This is a genomic window from Grimontia marina (assembly GCF_900060185.1).
Taxonomy (GTDB): Bacteria; Pseudomonadota; Gammaproteobacteria; order Enterobacterales; family Vibrionaceae; genus Enterovibrio; species Enterovibrio marinus.
This window is the reverse complement of sequence record NZ_FIZY01000011.1, coordinates 1-15,733: the sequence shown is the minus strand read 5'-3', so window position 1 is coordinate 15,733 and position 15,733 is coordinate 1. Positions and strand designations below refer to the sequence as shown.

Annotated in this window: 11 protein-coding genes; 7 read left to right on the top strand and 4 right to left on the bottom strand. The window is 47.3% G+C overall.

Going from position 1 to position 15,733, the window contains the following annotated elements; genetic code table 11:
• Nucleotides 1–12 precede the first annotated feature (12 nt).
• From GMA8713_RS07650 to GMA8713_RS07630, 5 genes are all read left to right on the top strand, one after another.
• Nucleotides 13–303 carry a hypothetical protein gene (locus GMA8713_RS07650; RefSeq protein WP_062707434.1) on the top strand — a complete coding sequence of 97 codons (291 nt, stop codon included), beginning with the start codon at nucleotides 13–15 and terminating at the stop codon, nucleotides 301–303.
• Nucleotides 304–553: 250 nt separating this feature from the next.
• A complete protein-coding gene (locus GMA8713_RS07645) occupies nucleotides 554–1,012 on the top strand; it encodes a GNAT family N-acetyltransferase (protein ID WP_084387677.1) in 459 nt (152 codons plus the stop codon).
• Between the two features lie 35 nt (nucleotides 1,013–1,047).
• The gene (locus tag GMA8713_RS07640; protein ID WP_062707743.1) at nucleotides 1,048–1,674 is read left to right on the top strand and encodes a LysE family translocator; all 627 of its coding nucleotides are present in this window, start codon (nucleotides 1,048–1,050) and stop codon (nucleotides 1,672–1,674) included.
• A 485-nt stretch (nucleotides 1,675–2,159) separates the two neighbouring features.
• The gene (locus tag GMA8713_RS07635; protein ID WP_422615194.1) at nucleotides 2,160–2,444 is read left to right on the top strand and encodes a winged helix-turn-helix transcriptional regulator; all 285 of its coding nucleotides are present in this window, start codon (nucleotides 2,160–2,162) and stop codon (nucleotides 2,442–2,444) included.
• A 298-nt stretch (nucleotides 2,445–2,742) separates the two neighbouring features.
• Nucleotides 2,743–3,285, top strand: coding sequence for an outer membrane beta-barrel protein (locus GMA8713_RS07630; RefSeq protein ID WP_062707427.1), 543 nt, complete (start codon nucleotides 2,743–2,745; stop codon nucleotides 3,283–3,285).
• Nucleotides 3,286–3,340: 55 nt separating this feature from the next.
• On the opposite strand, the gene cutA is transcribed toward GMA8713_RS07630, so the two are convergent.
• Entirely contained in the window at nucleotides 3,341–3,637 is a 297-nt protein-coding gene (cutA, locus tag GMA8713_RS07625; RefSeq protein ID WP_422615193.1) for a divalent-cation tolerance protein CutA, read from the bottom strand.
• A gap of 45 nt (nucleotides 3,638–3,682) precedes the next feature.
• Nucleotides 3,683–3,862, bottom strand: coding sequence for a hypothetical protein (locus tag GMA8713_RS07620; RefSeq protein ID WP_062707740.1), 180 nt, complete (start codon nucleotides 3,860–3,862; stop codon nucleotides 3,683–3,685).
• Nucleotides 3,863–4,052: 190 nt separating this feature from the next.
• Here GMA8713_RS07620 and GMA8713_RS07615 point away from each other — a divergent pair, with 190 nt between their 5' ends.
• Nucleotides 4,053–4,760: a DUF1223 domain-containing protein gene (locus tag GMA8713_RS07615; RefSeq protein WP_062707421.1), complete on the top strand. Its 708-nt coding sequence runs from the start codon at nucleotides 4,053–4,055 to the stop codon at nucleotides 4,758–4,760.
• Nucleotides 4,761–5,073: 313 nt separating this feature from the next.
• On the opposite strand, the gene GMA8713_RS07610 is transcribed toward GMA8713_RS07615, so the two are convergent.
• Nucleotides 5,074–6,825 carry a two-component system response regulator gene (locus GMA8713_RS07610; protein WP_062707418.1) on the bottom strand — a complete coding sequence of 584 codons (1,752 nt, stop codon included), beginning with the start codon at nucleotides 6,823–6,825 and terminating at the stop codon, nucleotides 5,074–5,076.
• Nucleotides 6,815–9,508: a response regulator gene (locus GMA8713_RS07605; RefSeq protein WP_062707415.1), complete on the bottom strand. Its 2,694-nt coding sequence runs from the start codon at nucleotides 9,506–9,508 to the stop codon at nucleotides 6,815–6,817. Before GMA8713_RS07605 ends, GMA8713_RS07610 begins: the two co-directional genes overlap by 11 nt.
• Before the next feature lie 458 nt (nucleotides 9,509–9,966).
• On the opposite strand from GMA8713_RS07605, the gene GMA8713_RS07600 reads away from it, so the two are divergent.
• The coding region (locus GMA8713_RS07600) for a VCBS domain-containing protein (protein WP_198159474.1) at nucleotides 9,967–15,733 on the top strand (5,767 nt) is incomplete at its 3' end.

Here is a 15,733-nt window from a genome sequence, read left to right as displayed (position 1 = left end):
CAAAGAGGAAACATGCTTAACATTCTAGGCATAGTTCATCTCGTTCTCAGAACTGAAAAACGCGATGCGATATTCACATTTTATACTGTCGCACTCGGCTGTTACTTGGAGCGGGAAACAATCCCTGAAACAGGATTAACCCAGTGGTTCGCAGACCGCGTATTGATTGACTTTGTCGATATTCATAGTCAGCTGGGAAGGCAAGGATGCGGTGCTCCAACAGAGACAGAGAACAATCTGGATCACCAGTGCCTACTGATCTTTCTAATCAATGAAAACAGGATCTTTGCTCATTTCGACTAACACGTCATTGAGCAATGATGGTTTTGTGTATCGTCATGGTTCAAAAGGTCAAAGGCATTCCATCTACCTTACCGGACCGCATAGTCATACGGTCGAATTCCGTTGCACGAAGATCGGTCAAGCTAATTGGCTTGACTAGGGTTTTCGTTGTGTGAACCCCAAACACAGAGTCACGTTCGGCAAATAGGAAATTTATGCTTCTTTCGATGATGTTTACGAAAACCACCCACCAGCAAAGGGTGTCTAACTGATGCCTTCTAACATGACTTTTAGCGAGGTGACTCCACAGCACATTCCGGCTTCGTTACTTCTAGAAGCAGACCCTTCAGCATCCAGTATTGCTTCCTACATACTCGACTCCTGGTGCGTAGTTGCTAGTTTTGGTGACAAGGTTGTGGCCGCATGTGTGGTGAAGCCCATTGGCGACAAGCGCGCTGAGTTGTTTAACATTGCCGTTTCCCCAGAATTTCAGGGCAAAGGCTGTGGAACACAACTGCTTCGTTACATGATCCAGTTTGTTCGTGCGAAAGACATGAAGAGATTGGAACTAGGTACGGGGACCTTTGGCTATCAGTTAACTTTCTATCAGCGAATGGGGTTTCGGGTGTTTGATGTTGTCACAGGCCATTTTTTGGACAACTATGATGAGCCCATTTGGGAGAATGGGGTGCAACATAAAGATATGCTGAGGCTTTATCTGGATCTGTAAAACCTACTCAAATCAAACTTATGGGGGTGCGTTTCATGCTGCTAGAGACTTTTCTGCTTTATCTCTTCGTCTCGTTTTTCTATGTGACCAGTCCGGGTCCAGCTATTTTGCTGGCCATCCGCAATGGTCTCACCGGCAAAATGTCAGTGGTTGCTACGTCAAGCTTCGCCAACATCGTCGGATTGTTCATTCTGTCGGTGGTGTCTATGCTTGGCCTTGGCGCACTCTTGATGACATCCTCCTTCGTCTTTACAGTATTTAAAGCCATTGGTGCTGTTTATCTTATTTACCTTGGCATCAAGATTTTCCGCTCTAGTCGAATAGGCAATTCAAAGGTTGAAGAGAGTGACAAACCGAACAAGCGCTATCGCCATTACTTCGGTGAAAGCTTGCTATTGGCGATAACCAACCCCAAAGCCATCGTCTTTTTTGCGTCCTTCTTTCCGCAGTTTCTGGATACCAGTGCACGTGTCGCACCGCAGTTTTTCATCATGACGCTAACTTTTATGGTGCTCTCTTTTGGTTCTTTGATGTTTTATGGCGGAGCCGCAAAGTTGATGAAGCAGACTCTGGCAAAGCTTCAGTTTATTCGCTGGTTTAACAGGGTTACAGGAACATTGTTTGTCGGACTGGGTATCAAACTGGCGTTGACCCAGCGGTAAGTGTAAATCTTGAAATAAAGGCACCGGGTTTCAGGCACCTTTATACCCAAACAACCTGAAGATGCATGATTCAGCGAGATTAACTGGCTTTGTGATCGCGGCGTTCCTTTGTAGGTGTAGTCATCTCCATCAAAAAGGAACAACAATGAGCACGGCGTCAGTCAACTCGCCCGAAGGGAGGCGATCAATGCGCCCACTTCTTTGTTAAACTCCACGGAAATAGAATGACTGTTCCTCGTGAAATTTGCCTAGAATTGAACGCATTGATGACTTCTGAAAACAAGCATCTTCAGGTTGTTTGGGTATAATATGTATTGAGTGGTTAATTATGGTAACCTTGACCTTATTTTCAACCAGTTTACTTTTTGTAACTTAGATCTAATGTAGGGTTATTGAGAACGAGGCATTCCAAGTTGACAGCTAAAGTTGAAACCGATAGTCGTGGCAGAAAAGCTTGCACCGAACCATGTGCAATTGAACGAGCGATGCGATTGATTGGTGGAAAGTGGAAAGGCTCCATTATTTACCACCTTAAAGATGGACCTGTTCGTTTTAACGATCTCGCCCGCCAGTTGGGCGGTGCCAGCAAAAAGATGATCGATCAGCGTTTGAAAGAATTAGAAAGTGAAGGCATGGTTTTGCGCCAAGTGATAAGTGACCGGCCGATCGCCGTCAGCTATGAACTCACTGAGTTTGGGCAATCTGCATTAAAAATTCTTGATGACCTAAGAAATTGGTCAGAAACACACCAAATCGAATTAAAGAAATAGCAACCATCAGGTAACTAGGCAAAGTTTGAATATTAATTAATACACGCCTTACCTTTTAAAACTCATGAAATGCATCCATGTGGATATATGATAAAACAAATCTCTCTTTTTATTAAATAAGATACAAGTCCCTTATTTTCCTCTCATGTAACTTTGCAAAGAAATAATTTTTCATACCCAAACAACCTAAGGCGATCGCACTCAGAGGTGATCACAATGCCTGTCATACTCATTGGATTCGGTGTCTTCCGGTTGTTTGAGTACATTTGCTCACATTGGTTAGGAAAAGGAATTAATAATGAAATGGGGAACCGCATTGCTATTTTCCGCACTGACTTCAGTTGCAACACAAGCTTATGAACAGGATTTCTATATTGCGGGAAGCCTCGCAGCACATGAATTAGCTGATGAAACAGGTCAAAAGGTTGCTGTACATATTGGGGCTAAAAATATCGCAGACAATAATTTTTTCCTTGGCGGGGAATTAGAGTTTGCGCTATTGAAAAATAATCATTTTCAAGATACCTACGATGGCTACAAAGAAGATTATTCGTATTCTGCAAATATTCCTGTAGGTAAACGCTTTCCCATCAGTTCAGGAAGTTCTGTTGATGTTTATGGTCTTGCGGGCTATTCATCGCTGAGAATTTACAAAGGCAGTGACGATATGACGGCGGATGGTTTCCGTTGGGGGGCCGGTGTTGATGGTAACTTTTCTGACCTGATGATAGGTCTGCGCTACACTCAAGGTAAGCTGAACGGCAGTCGGGATGGCGCCTCAGAATTTGATGATACTGAAAAAAACCTCAGCCTAATGCTTGGATACAGAATCCAACTCTAAGCGCTGTCCTGACACCATTGAAAATGCCTCTGTTGGTGACTCGATTGAGGTATTTTTATTGTCCGCAACTTTCCGAAATCCATCCTAGATAAGCATCCAATCCTATTTCTATTGGAAGTTGGATAACCTCTGGCACGTCATAATCATGTAATAGGCAGATCTCGGCTTCAACTTCTTTATAAAGTGATTTTTTGGTTTTGATCATCACCTGCTTTTCCGCATCCGATATGATTTTTCCCTGCCAGTGATAGTAGCTCTGAATAGGTAACACCTGAATGCAAGCGGCCAGTTTCTTTTCCAGTAGAGACTCAATGATTCGCTTTCCGATGCTGTCATCAGCAAAGGTCGTCATCACAACCACATAAGATTCAGGCAATGCGTTCACAGTCAGCCTTCGTTAACACCGCCCCTTCTTGGCTTGTCCCGGTGGACAGAATTTGCCCTCTGAGTGACCGCTATTTTCATCTTCTTTGGAATTCACTTTTATTTCGACGTCTTTCGTTTCACCCTCAATACTGGTGATTTTGCAGCCACTGGCGAAAAACAGCGTTAAGAACATAATCGCAATCAATTTCATGATTTTCCCCTTGCATACCCAAACGACCTGGAAATGTCCGAATTCAGGTCGTTTGGGTATATAAACCGTTTTACTTAGCTTAGACAAAAGACTCCTCATACATGCGAAAAGGCACAAGAAGTCTCATTATTTGAAAGCGACTCACCCACTGACGGGTCTCTGTAGTAACTAGCCATGAAAAGGATTCACTATGCGTACCTTGTTGTCTTTTGCGCTTGCTGCGACCGCTTTAGCCTCCAACGCGCTCTCTGCCCAGAGCTGGGAAAACCGTGGCTCTCCTGCAACAGTCGTCGAGCTATACACCTCGGAAGGATGCAGCAGTTGCCCGCCAGCAGAAGCCGCGCTCAACAATTTGAAAGGCAATGATGAACTTTGGACGAGCGTGATCCCAATGGCTTTCCACGTTGATTATTGGAACTACATTGGCTGGACAGACAAATATGCCAAGCCGGAATTCAGCAAGAGGCAGCGACAAAAAGTTTCTCAAACTCGCGCCAGTGGTGTGTACACCCCAGGTTGGTTTATTAATGATCAGGAATGGCTGGGATTCTTCGCCAGACAAACGGTTCCTTATGCCAACGGCCCAATAGCACCGAGGCTTAAGGCATCTATAGAGGGTAAGACCTTACGCGTGAATTACGAAGGTAGTGGGCTATTCCAGGCACAGTATGTTCTGCTCGCTATGAACATTACTACTCAGGTCAAACGTGGCGAAAACCGAGGAAAAACACTGGAACATGATTTTGTGGTCGTCGATTTCGACACGAAAATTGGACAGCGAAGTTGGCAATTTGCGCTAGAGAGGGACACTGTTGCCGTTCCTTCCGCCATTGCGGTTTGGTTAACACCCCAGAGTGGTGGCGATCCCGTACAAACTGTTGCTGGGTGGCTGGAATAGCTATATCCAAGTAACGTGAAGATATAGGGTTCAGGGAGATTGACTGGCGTTGTGATCGCGGTGTTCTTTTGCAGGTGTAGTCTTCTTCATCAAAAAGGAACAACAAAGAGCGCGACATCAATCAACTCGTTCGAAGGGAGGCCCTCTATGCGCCCACTTCTTTGTTAAATTTCACGGAAATAGGACCACTATTCATCACGAAATTCGCCTCGAATTGAACACATTGATTACTGCTGAATCCGAGCATCTTCAGATTGTTTGGGTATATACACAAAAGGGAGCCGTAACTCCGTTGATAAATCCCACGAATTGCTCAGGTCGCCCTGGCGTTTTTCGCATTTTCCTCGCTTGTTGTGGATTCATTTTCAGAATCACCCAGCAGGGCTTTCAGGCTTTTGATATCCAATGGGCGACTAAGGTAGAAACCTTGGGCCAAATCACACCCCTTCGATTTCAACATTTCCAATTGTTCTTCGGTTTCCACACCTTCTGCAACAGTTTTCATTTTCAATCCCTGCGCCATGGAAATCACTGCGGTAGCGAGGGCTTCGTTAAGTTCCACATCCGTAATACCGTCAACGAACTCTCGATCGATTTTCAGCGCGTCAAAGGGGAATTGCAGCAAATAACTGAGGGATGAATAACCGGTACCAAAGTCGTCCATGGAGAGTGCTGTCCCCAAATCATGTAACCTATTCAACATCTCCCTCACATTGGGTTGATTACTGAGGAGCAACCCTTCCGTCACTTCCAGTTCGAGACGCTCGGGTTCAAAACTGTGTTTATCCATGATCTTCATAAAATCTTCGATAAAATGTGGCTGACGGACTTGCTGCGGCGAAATATTCACTGCGAGATGCAGTAAATCACCACCGCAATTTTGAAGCTTGGCAAAATCTCCCATTGCGGTATCCAGTGCGAATTTGCCTATTTCATATATTAGATTCGACTGCTCTGCGATGGGGATAAACTCGGCAGGAGAAACGATGCCCAGCTCTTCATTAGTCCAACGCAGCAAGGCTTCCGCACCGGAAATGCGATTGGTTTTAAGATCATACAATGGCTGATAGACCACTGAAAATTCGCCCCGTGACAGAGCCCATACCAGATGGTATTCCAGCCGTAAACGGCGGTGAGCATTGTCGTTCATCTCACTTGTAAATAATCGGTAGCTGTCTTTGCCACCTTCTTTAGCTTGATGTTTCGCTACGTCTGCATTACCAAAAAGACGTTTGAAATCGTCAGAATCCAATGGGCAGAGTGAAATACCGATACTTACCGTCACATGCACTTCACCACCACCTGCGATTTCCACCGGTTTGTTGATGGCTTTGCGAAGTTTGCTGGCAATCTGGCAGGCATTTTCGGTCTGGTGCAATCCAGGAAGTACAATCAGGAACTCATCACCGCTGACGCGCCCAACCGTATCTATCTCGCGGACCGTTTTGACGATGCGGCGGGACAGTTCGATCAGCACCTGATCACCGACATCATGACTCAGGGTGTCATTAATGATTTTAAAATTATCGAGATCCACCAACATCACGCCCGTCATCAAACCACGACGCAAATCGTGGGCAATCGCGTAACGCAGTCGATCCAATGTCAGGTTACGGTTGGCCAGCCCTGTCAACGAATCATAGAGTGCGCGTTGCATGATCAACTCTTCATTGCGACGAATGCGTAACTGGTTGTATATTCGAAGCTTTACTTCAGCCGGAGATACCGGTTTGGAGATATAATCGGCACAACCAATTCTCAGCCCCATCTCACGGCCTTCGTCTTCTGAATGTTCAGTGATAAGAATGACAGGTACGTCTTTTGTCTCCGGCTCTGTTTTAAAATACTGGCAGAGCTTAAAGCCATCAATGTCTGGCAACTCGATGTCCATCAAGATCAATTTTGGCGATTCTGATTTTGCCAGTACTTTGGCCGTTGCCCCGGTGGTTGAAAAAATCACCCTATATTCTTCACCCAATATGGCGTTAAGAATACGGATACTGTTTGGCGACGAATCAACGATGAGGACTGTGTCTTTATCCGGAGCAGTATGATTAGCGTTCATGCGAAGCTCCTTTTACTTCAGCCGGTGAGATATCCAGCTTGCTCTCCTTCAAATAGGCGTTGAATGCCGCCAGAGCTTTGACATAATCAAGTTCGATCAACTTGTCTCCCACAGGTTTCAGCTTTGGCGCTAAATCGCAGTAGTCAATCATCAGTTGATAGTAAGTATCAATAGCAATCAAATCCTGCGACATCATTTGGCTCCTGAACACTTTTAAGCGAGCCAGTTTGGCCTGATCCACGTTCGACTCTTTTTTCTTTATCGTCTCACCACCGGCACTTTCCGCATTCAGCAATTCAGTTGATATCGAAGCTTGGTTTCGCTGTAGCAGGATCTCCCCAATTTCTTTAATCGCATTATCCATGTCCCGCTTAAAATGATCGAGCGGAGGCTGATGGTCTTCCAAAGCCAACAAAGTATTTTGGAGCTGCTTGGCTGAACGCCGAAGTCCAACGATTGACAAATTCCCTGCACTGCCTGCGATGTTGTGGGCATTTTCAGAAGCTTCTGTCAGCTGTCCAGCGTCAATCTGCTGGTAAATCTTGTTTTCCTGCGCACGCGCCTGATGTACAAAGTCACTAAGTAGTTTGAAATAGAGGGACTCATTGCCCATCACGCGCTTGATACCGTCTTCCACATCGACGTATTCGTGGTCCTCCATCGGAGAGTCTGTATCTCCTTCGCAATAAGACTGTGAGGTGACGGCTAGCCCTAAGCACACCGCCAGTTTTTGTAGCAGGTTGTCGGCATCAAGTGGCTTAGGAATGTGTTCATTCATACCAGCGTCTGAACAACGTTGGCGGTCACGCTCCATGGTATGGGCGGTCAATGCAAAAATAGGCAAGCTTTCTTTGTCAGAGGTTTCCCGAATGATCCGGGTGGCTTCCAAACCATTCATTTCAGGCATTTCAAGATCCATCAGAATGGCGTCGTAAAGCTCCGGAGCAGGGCAAACTTTAACTATCGCTTCGCGACCCGACGCTGCTAGCTCTACCTGAAAGTCATTACTCATCAATACTTCACGGGCAATTTGCTGGTTGATTGGCATGTCATCGACCACCAGTATTCGTCGACCTCCTCCGTTTACTGTAACAGCGGAACCATGTTGTTTATTGCCCATTACCCGACGGTGTGTTTTGGGTAGGTTCTGTCCCATTACTCCCATAATGGTATCAAACATTACCGATGCTGAAATCGGTTTGTGAAGGTAGCCATCAATCTTGCCCTGCCCTCGTTCTTTGTCGATCATCCTTTTTTCATAGGCACTGATCACAATCACTAACGGGTGCTTCTCCGGTTCCAGATCGTTTTTGATTTTCTCCAGAAGATGGAAGCCTTTCTTCCCTGGCATGTGCCAATCAAGCAGCACCAGATCAAAAGGCTCCATTTCCAAATCTAAGTGCCCTTCCACAATTGCAGTGAAAGCACTGTCAACATCGCTGGCGGAATCCACTTTAAAACCCAGCGATTCAACAATCGCCTTGTGCACCGCTATTGAAGACGGATTATCATCAACCACCAAGACACGCAGCTCTCGCAAATCAACGGGAACAGAAAAACTTTTGTCTGATGTGGCTTTCGCCAGTTGCAACTCCATATTGAAGTAGACACCAGGCTCACCGTCATCATAGTCATAATGTACCTGCCCCCCCATTTTCTCGATCAGATAAGACGCGATAAGCAGGTTAATCGATTCATCGACTTCGGATTTCGACATCACCAACCGTTCAGTAAGCTCTTCCAAGTCATCGAATGACTCGTCGCCATCCGTCACCTTTTGGTTTATCGCGAATTCGAGTACAGCGCAGTGATCTTTCATTTGCCCAGATCTGATGCTGAGGATCAATGGGCTACCTTCGCCTACTACCATGGCTTCATCAATGATATTCAGAAGTACACGCCGTAATCTATCTGGATCGCCCACCAAAGAGCGCGGTACATCCAGCGGTACATTGAACAACAACTCCACTTCTCGGCTTTCTGCCTCGCTGAGCAGGTATTCCCTTAGACTTTCCAATAATTGGTCAAGGTCAAAGGGAGTATTTTCGAGGGTAAGGTAATGCGATGATAGCTCTTGAAAATCTCGCAAATTATCACAGATTACTCCAGTGCGCTTCAGTGAGCGGGTCAGGCTATTAAGGTAAAGTGCTTGTTTGTTGCTGAGGGAAGTTTGGTTCAGCATTTGGGCACAACTCAGAGCAGCCGCCATCATGGGATACAGCGCCATATTTGACTCGGAAAGCACATTGAAGCTTCTACTCAATGCGCTGGATACATTTTTTCTCGCCCCTGCGGTTAAATGGGTACCCATCTTCAAGAACAGCTCTTCAGGCGTGATAGGGTAAACCATATAGTCAGCGCCGCCACTGCGGTAGGCCAGTTGTTTTTGCTCGGAAGAGAATTGAGTGCTCGTCATCACAATCTGCGTATCACGGCAGGAGGGTAGTTGCTTGATCTTCGCAATCTCTGCTGTCAGGGAGCCTCCACCTTCAAATGGAAAATCCATGTTGATAACGAGAATGTTAACCGGATGCTGCTGGAGAATAGTCATCAACTTTGCGGGGGTCGCCACGGAGCGCAACCAGTAACCACTTTCACTCAAAACTTGCTGATAGAAATCAATGTGGGAGAGATCTTCGTCGACGAGCACAATCAGCGGCTCATGCTTTACCAAACCTGTCATTCGGCCTTCCTTTGAGACTTTTCAAGACGCATTTTGTCTTAGGCTGAGATCGCCAATCGATGTTACGAAGTGGCCTGTTTCTGTCGGCCTTTTTAAGCAAGAAATACCGCTACTAGTAGCTTTTTTTATCACCGAATATCATTGACGAAACACTGCTTTGTTTAATAAAGCTAGTGGCTTTTTGCTGGGACTGCCAAATCCACACCTCACTTATTTACAAGTTTCTCAGTTGCATATACACGCATTTCCTAAAGGAAAACATCATGTCCAATCAGATAGCTATCAATATCAACGAATGGATTAGTTTAATCTCAATTATGAAACACATTGCAAAGAAAAAGTACTTATCTTCATTCACCTCTCTTATCACCGTAGATATTTATGTACTACTTTTAACATTCCGCTCATAAGGCAAACACTTAGAACAAAAATGAGTCATCATTTGTCGGGAGAAAGTTATGGCTATGAACTTGGTCCTCAGTCAGGTCGTAGGACAGGCATTTGTGGTGAAACCAGATGGAGAAATGGTTCCTGCTGCAGAAAATACAGTGGTACAAACCGGCGATGTGTTGTCTGTACCAAACGGAAAAAATGCCTGGCTGGTGACTAAAGATGGCGAGCAGGTTGATTTGTTGGATGAGGCATTGCTTGTTAGCGAAGAGGGCTTTGAAGACCTAGACCTGCCTTCAGACGTTGCTGAAATCATTACAGCCATAGAAGAAGGTGATGACCCAACCCAAAAAGAAGGTACTGAGACAGCGGCCGGTGAAGCGGCCTCGGGCTCTGCACTGACGGCGGCCTCCGTCATTGAATATAACGCTTCCAAGGGCGGTGCCGCAGCCGGTTTAAGTACCATTGTGACCTTCGACAGCACCGGGCTTTTATCGTCACGTTTATCTCAAGAGCAGGCTGATACCCTCATAAGCACACGCTATGCGCAGTTTCTTGAAAATCCCGCACAAGATTCAGATGGTGACGGAGAAGGTAGCCAATACAGGCCGCCCTCTTTCGAAGGCATTAATATCTCAATGCAAGAAGATGGTGAAATTACCCTTAGTCGAGATGACATTCTTAGCGCCGTTTCAGGTGGTGACCCTTCGAGTATCCGTGTGTCCAGCATTCAGGCTAATACACCTGGTGCTACCGTCACCGAAAATGCAGATGGCTCCTTTACCCTAACCCCACCTCCTGATTTCAGTGGCACTGTCAATTTCGCGATAGAAATAACAGATGGCCAGAATTCTGTTACAGGTAATGTAACTATCAGCGTATCTGAGGTTGAGGACGACCCAGAAATATCCGTCACACCAGTAGAATTGACAGAAGACGAGAATGTTTCCGAAGGCAGTGTGATTGCTTCTATCGATGCTAGCGATGCTGATGGTGATGAACTAACCATTACGATCTCCAACGACCCCAATGGTTATTTCGCGGTTGAAAACGGTAAAGTCGTGCTCACAGCAGCCGGGGCTGCTGCCATAGATGATGACACGCTGAATCTACAACAAATCAGCGTTACCGTCAGTGTTTCAGACGGCAAAACAACAGTAGAAGAAACAGTTACGCTGCCCATTACTCGTAAAGATGACGACGCCACCGTTCAAGGCGATACCATCGCCACCGTGACTGACAATAATGGCACTACCCCGGCATCAGCATCTGGCACCCTGAATATCGTTGACCCGGACTCTAACAATGAAACCACTCTGGATGATGGAATCTACAAGGGTGAATACGGTACCCTCGTGGTTGAAAATGGTTCCTGGGTCTACACCGTAGAAAAAGTATTGGTTACTCCCTTGGTAGATGGTGACAAAGTTACTGATGTCATCTCCATCACTGCCTCTGACGGCAGCACCCACGAAATCATACTGAACATTGAAGGTACCAACGATCCGGCACTGATTTCCGGTGATGTAACTGCTACTGTGGTCGGCAACAATGGAACAATGACCGCAACAGGATCGCTAACGTCATCTGATGTCGATGGCACAGATAATAAATTTATCGCTGAAACCATCACCACACTGCGCGGTGAAGTGTCCATAGATGAAAATGGCAACTGGACATACACCACCACCGACCCAACCGGCGCAATTCAGCGCCTGTCAGAGGGTGAGACGTTAACGGAAGTTGTCACGGTTCGCTCGGAAGATGGCACGGCGCAACAGATCGTCCTGACTATCGAAGGCGTGAATGATCGCCCGGTGTTCTCAGCAATTACTGAACGAGATGTTTACGAGAGTAACGAGGTTGTCAACGTCTCAGGCTCCATCAATGTGGTCGATCCTGACGAAGGACAAAGCTACATGGATGCGGGGACGTACGTTGGCGAACTCGGCTCTGTCACAATGGACCGTAATGGTAATTGGACTTACTCCTCCGATCCGTCGCAAAACGCCGTACTGGATTCCCTGAAAGAAGGCGAGCAGCGCGTCGATACCATCACAGTGCGCTCTCAAGACGGCACAGAAACCGAAATAAAAGTCACCATTATCGGCACCAATGACCCTGCTCAGATTACTGGCGATATCGTCGGCACAATTGTCGAAGCTGACGGCACCATGTCGACGTCCGGACAATTGATCAGTACCGATATTGATGGTAATAACAACACCTTCACCGCGCAGACCATTGAAGGGCTTTGGGGCGAAATTACCATCGAAGCAAACGGCAGTTGGAACTACTCCACTACTGACGAAACAGACGCAATCAACCTTTTAGGCGAAGGTAATCAACTCACTGATACTCTCTCAGTGCGTGCAGAAGATGGCACAGTACAAACCATCACAATCACCATTGATGGCACTAACGATACAGCTGTTTTCAGCGGCAAAACCAGTGCGACTGTTGATGAAACCGATGGCCAAATTTCTACCAGCGGACGCGCAATAGTTTCTGATGCAGATTACGGTGAGCATTTCTTCCAGGAAGGTACTTATAGCGGAACTTACGGTGATATCACCATAGACAAAGTAGGTAATTGGACGTACATCTCTTCACCGGAAAACACAGCAACCTTTGATACGCTGGACGCAGGTGACACGATACCTGAGTCCATCACCGTTTACTCGTTGGATGGCACACCACTCACGATCGACATCACCATTCAAGGCACCGATGATCTGCCTGTTGTCGGAGGCCAAACAGTGGGCTCATTAACCGACACCACGAGCGGTGCAGTGCAGACTGTCTCGGGATCACTGTCAATTATCGACGTAGATGCCGACGACACACCAACTTTCGAAGATACAAGTATTGAGGGCGAATTCGGTGTGCTTGAAATGGTCGACGGAAAGTGGACCTACACCCTTGATAAAGCAGACGCTTCAACACTGAACGCCGGTGAAACCGACACTGATGTTATCACCCTGACTGCTAACGACGGCACCGAGCAGAAAATTGTTATTACGTTAACAGGTACCGACGATGAGCCTTTACTGACGGGTAATACTGTCGGTTCCATCAGTGACAACGGCTCGCCGACCACTTCTGGCTTCATTGATGTTTTCGACCCGGATTCTGATAATTCGCCAATGCTCCCAGATGCAGAGGTCAATGGTCAGTACGGCTCGCTTACACTGGTGGATGGCAAATGGATCTACACGCTGACACCTGATTCAGTCGCTGCCTTACCTGATGGTGAAACCACAATTGACGTGGTGACAGTTGAAGCTTCTGACGGTTCAAAGCATGAAATCACTATTACGATTACCGGTACCGATCAGGAGCCAGTGCTTACTGGCAATACCACAGGCATAATCACTGAAGGCAGTGCTGCGTTAACTGTCTCTGGCTCAGTTGAATTGGTTGATGTAGACACAGGCGAAAACCCAACCCTGCCAAACGGTACAACGGCTGGGCAATACGGCTCGTTAAACTTGGTAGATGGAGAATGGACTTACACTCTTGATCCTGATCTTGCTCAGTATCTGGATGAAGGCGAGTCAACTTCCGACACCATCAGTATCACAGCTTCTGATGGTACAGTGCATGACATTGTTATCACTATTACGGGTAGCGAGGATTCCGCTGTACTGAGTGGCGATACTACGGGTGGTGTCACCGATGAAACAGGCTCATTGACGGCGAGCGGTTCATTAACTGTTAGCGACCCAGATAGCAGTGATACCCCAACCCTGCCAGATATCAACCAACAGGGGCAATATGGCTCCTTCACTATGGTAGATGGCAACTGGACATATACCTTGGATCCTGAACTGGCCGCTGAAATAGACGAAGGGGTAACGGTCACCGATACCATCACCATTACCGATTCCATGGGCGGGAAACATGAACTGGCGATTAGTGTTACTGGTACCGATAACTCAGCACAGTTAACCGGAGACACATCGGCCAATTTGGTGGAAGGGTCCGACATCACTGCAACTGGCTCCATCGAAGTGATTGATTCGGATAGTGGCGATACACCCGTTATCGCCAACACAAACGTTGACGGTCAGTACGGTTCACTATCACTGGTAGATGGTGATTGGACCTACACTCTCGATCCGTCCGTTGCTCAGGGGTTGAATTCCGGCCAAACAGCCACTGATACCATCACACTCACTGACAGTGAAAACAATGAACATCAGATAGTTATCACCATTGAAGGTACAGCAGATACAGCCGTAGTTTCAGGTAAATTCACGGGTTCCGTTTCTACGGAGACAAGCCCTGTAGTCGAAATCACTAACCTATTTGTGTTTGGTGAAGATGTTGATGGTGATTCCTCTGATTTTAATGCCAACAGCCAACCAAGCGGACTGAACTTCAGCTCGACAGGTTTCAGTGCCAACATCACAGACAGCGATGGCAGACTAAATAACGACGGTTCCCAGTCCATCGAATTGAATGGCGAATCATATCCAGTTTCTGTTAATGCGACAGTCCAATACACCGATGCTTATGGCAATGTTTTCACCATGGCAGTACTGACAGTTTCGGTAACCCAAACAGGAGAATATTTTGGCAGTAAGGCCGAACCAACGACCATGCTGGTTCAAATTGATGGCCCTAATATCACATCCGGCACTGATTTAACTCTGGTTGATGGCTCTTACAACGAAGTAAGCAGCATCAATTACCTTGATGTGTCCGATGCCGTGACAGCAACTGGTCAAATCGGCATTTCAGATGCAGACACTAACGACACACCGGAATTTGCCAATACTACTATTGAAGGGCAATACGGAACCTTTGAATTGGTCGACGGTAACTGGACTTACACCTTGGATCCGTCCAAAGCAGAAGCATTGGGATCAGACGACATTGCGACCGAAACCTTTACTCTCACTGCATCCGACAACACCCAGCAGAGCATTACTATCGAAGTGACCGGTACTGACGATGCTGCCGTCATCACAGGTGACATGACAGCATCCATTACCGACCAGGACACATCTACTTCCGGATCCATTAACATTACGGATCCAGATGGTGGTCAGGCATCGATAGGTAACACCACCATGGAAGGCAACTACGGCACCTTCGAACTGGTGGACGGCGAGTGGACGTACACCGTCGATCCGGACAAAGCCCAGTCCCTGCCGGACGGTCAGGCCGCCAACGACACCTTTACCCTCACCGCCTCTGACGGCTCAACCCATGAGATTGTGGTGACCGTGACCGGCACCAATGATGCCGCTGTCGTCACCGGCGATACCACCGCACAGGTCACTGACCAGGATACCTCAACAACCGGGACTATCACGGTCACTGACCCTGACAGTGGCGACACCGCCACCATTGGCAACACCACCATCGAAGGCAACTACGGCACCTTCGAATTGGTGGACGGCGAGTGGACGTACACCGTCGATCCGGACAAAGCCCAGTCCCTGCCAGAAGGACAGGAAGCCAACGACACCTTTACCCTCACCGCCTCTGACGGCTCAACCCATGAGATTGTGGTGACGGTGACGGGTACGGATGATGCGGCTGTCGTCACCGGCGATACCACTGGACAGGTCACTGACCAGGATACCTCAACAACCGGGACTATCACGGTCACTGACCCTGACAGTGGCGAAACCGCCACCATCGACAATGTCACCATGGAAGGCAACTACGGCACCTTCGAATTAGTGGACGGCAACTGGACGTACACCGTCGATCCGGACAAAGCCCAGTCCCTGCCAGAAGGACAGGAAGCCAACGACACCTTTACCCTCACCGCCTCTGACGGCTCAACCCATGAGATTGTGGTGACGGTGACGGGTACGG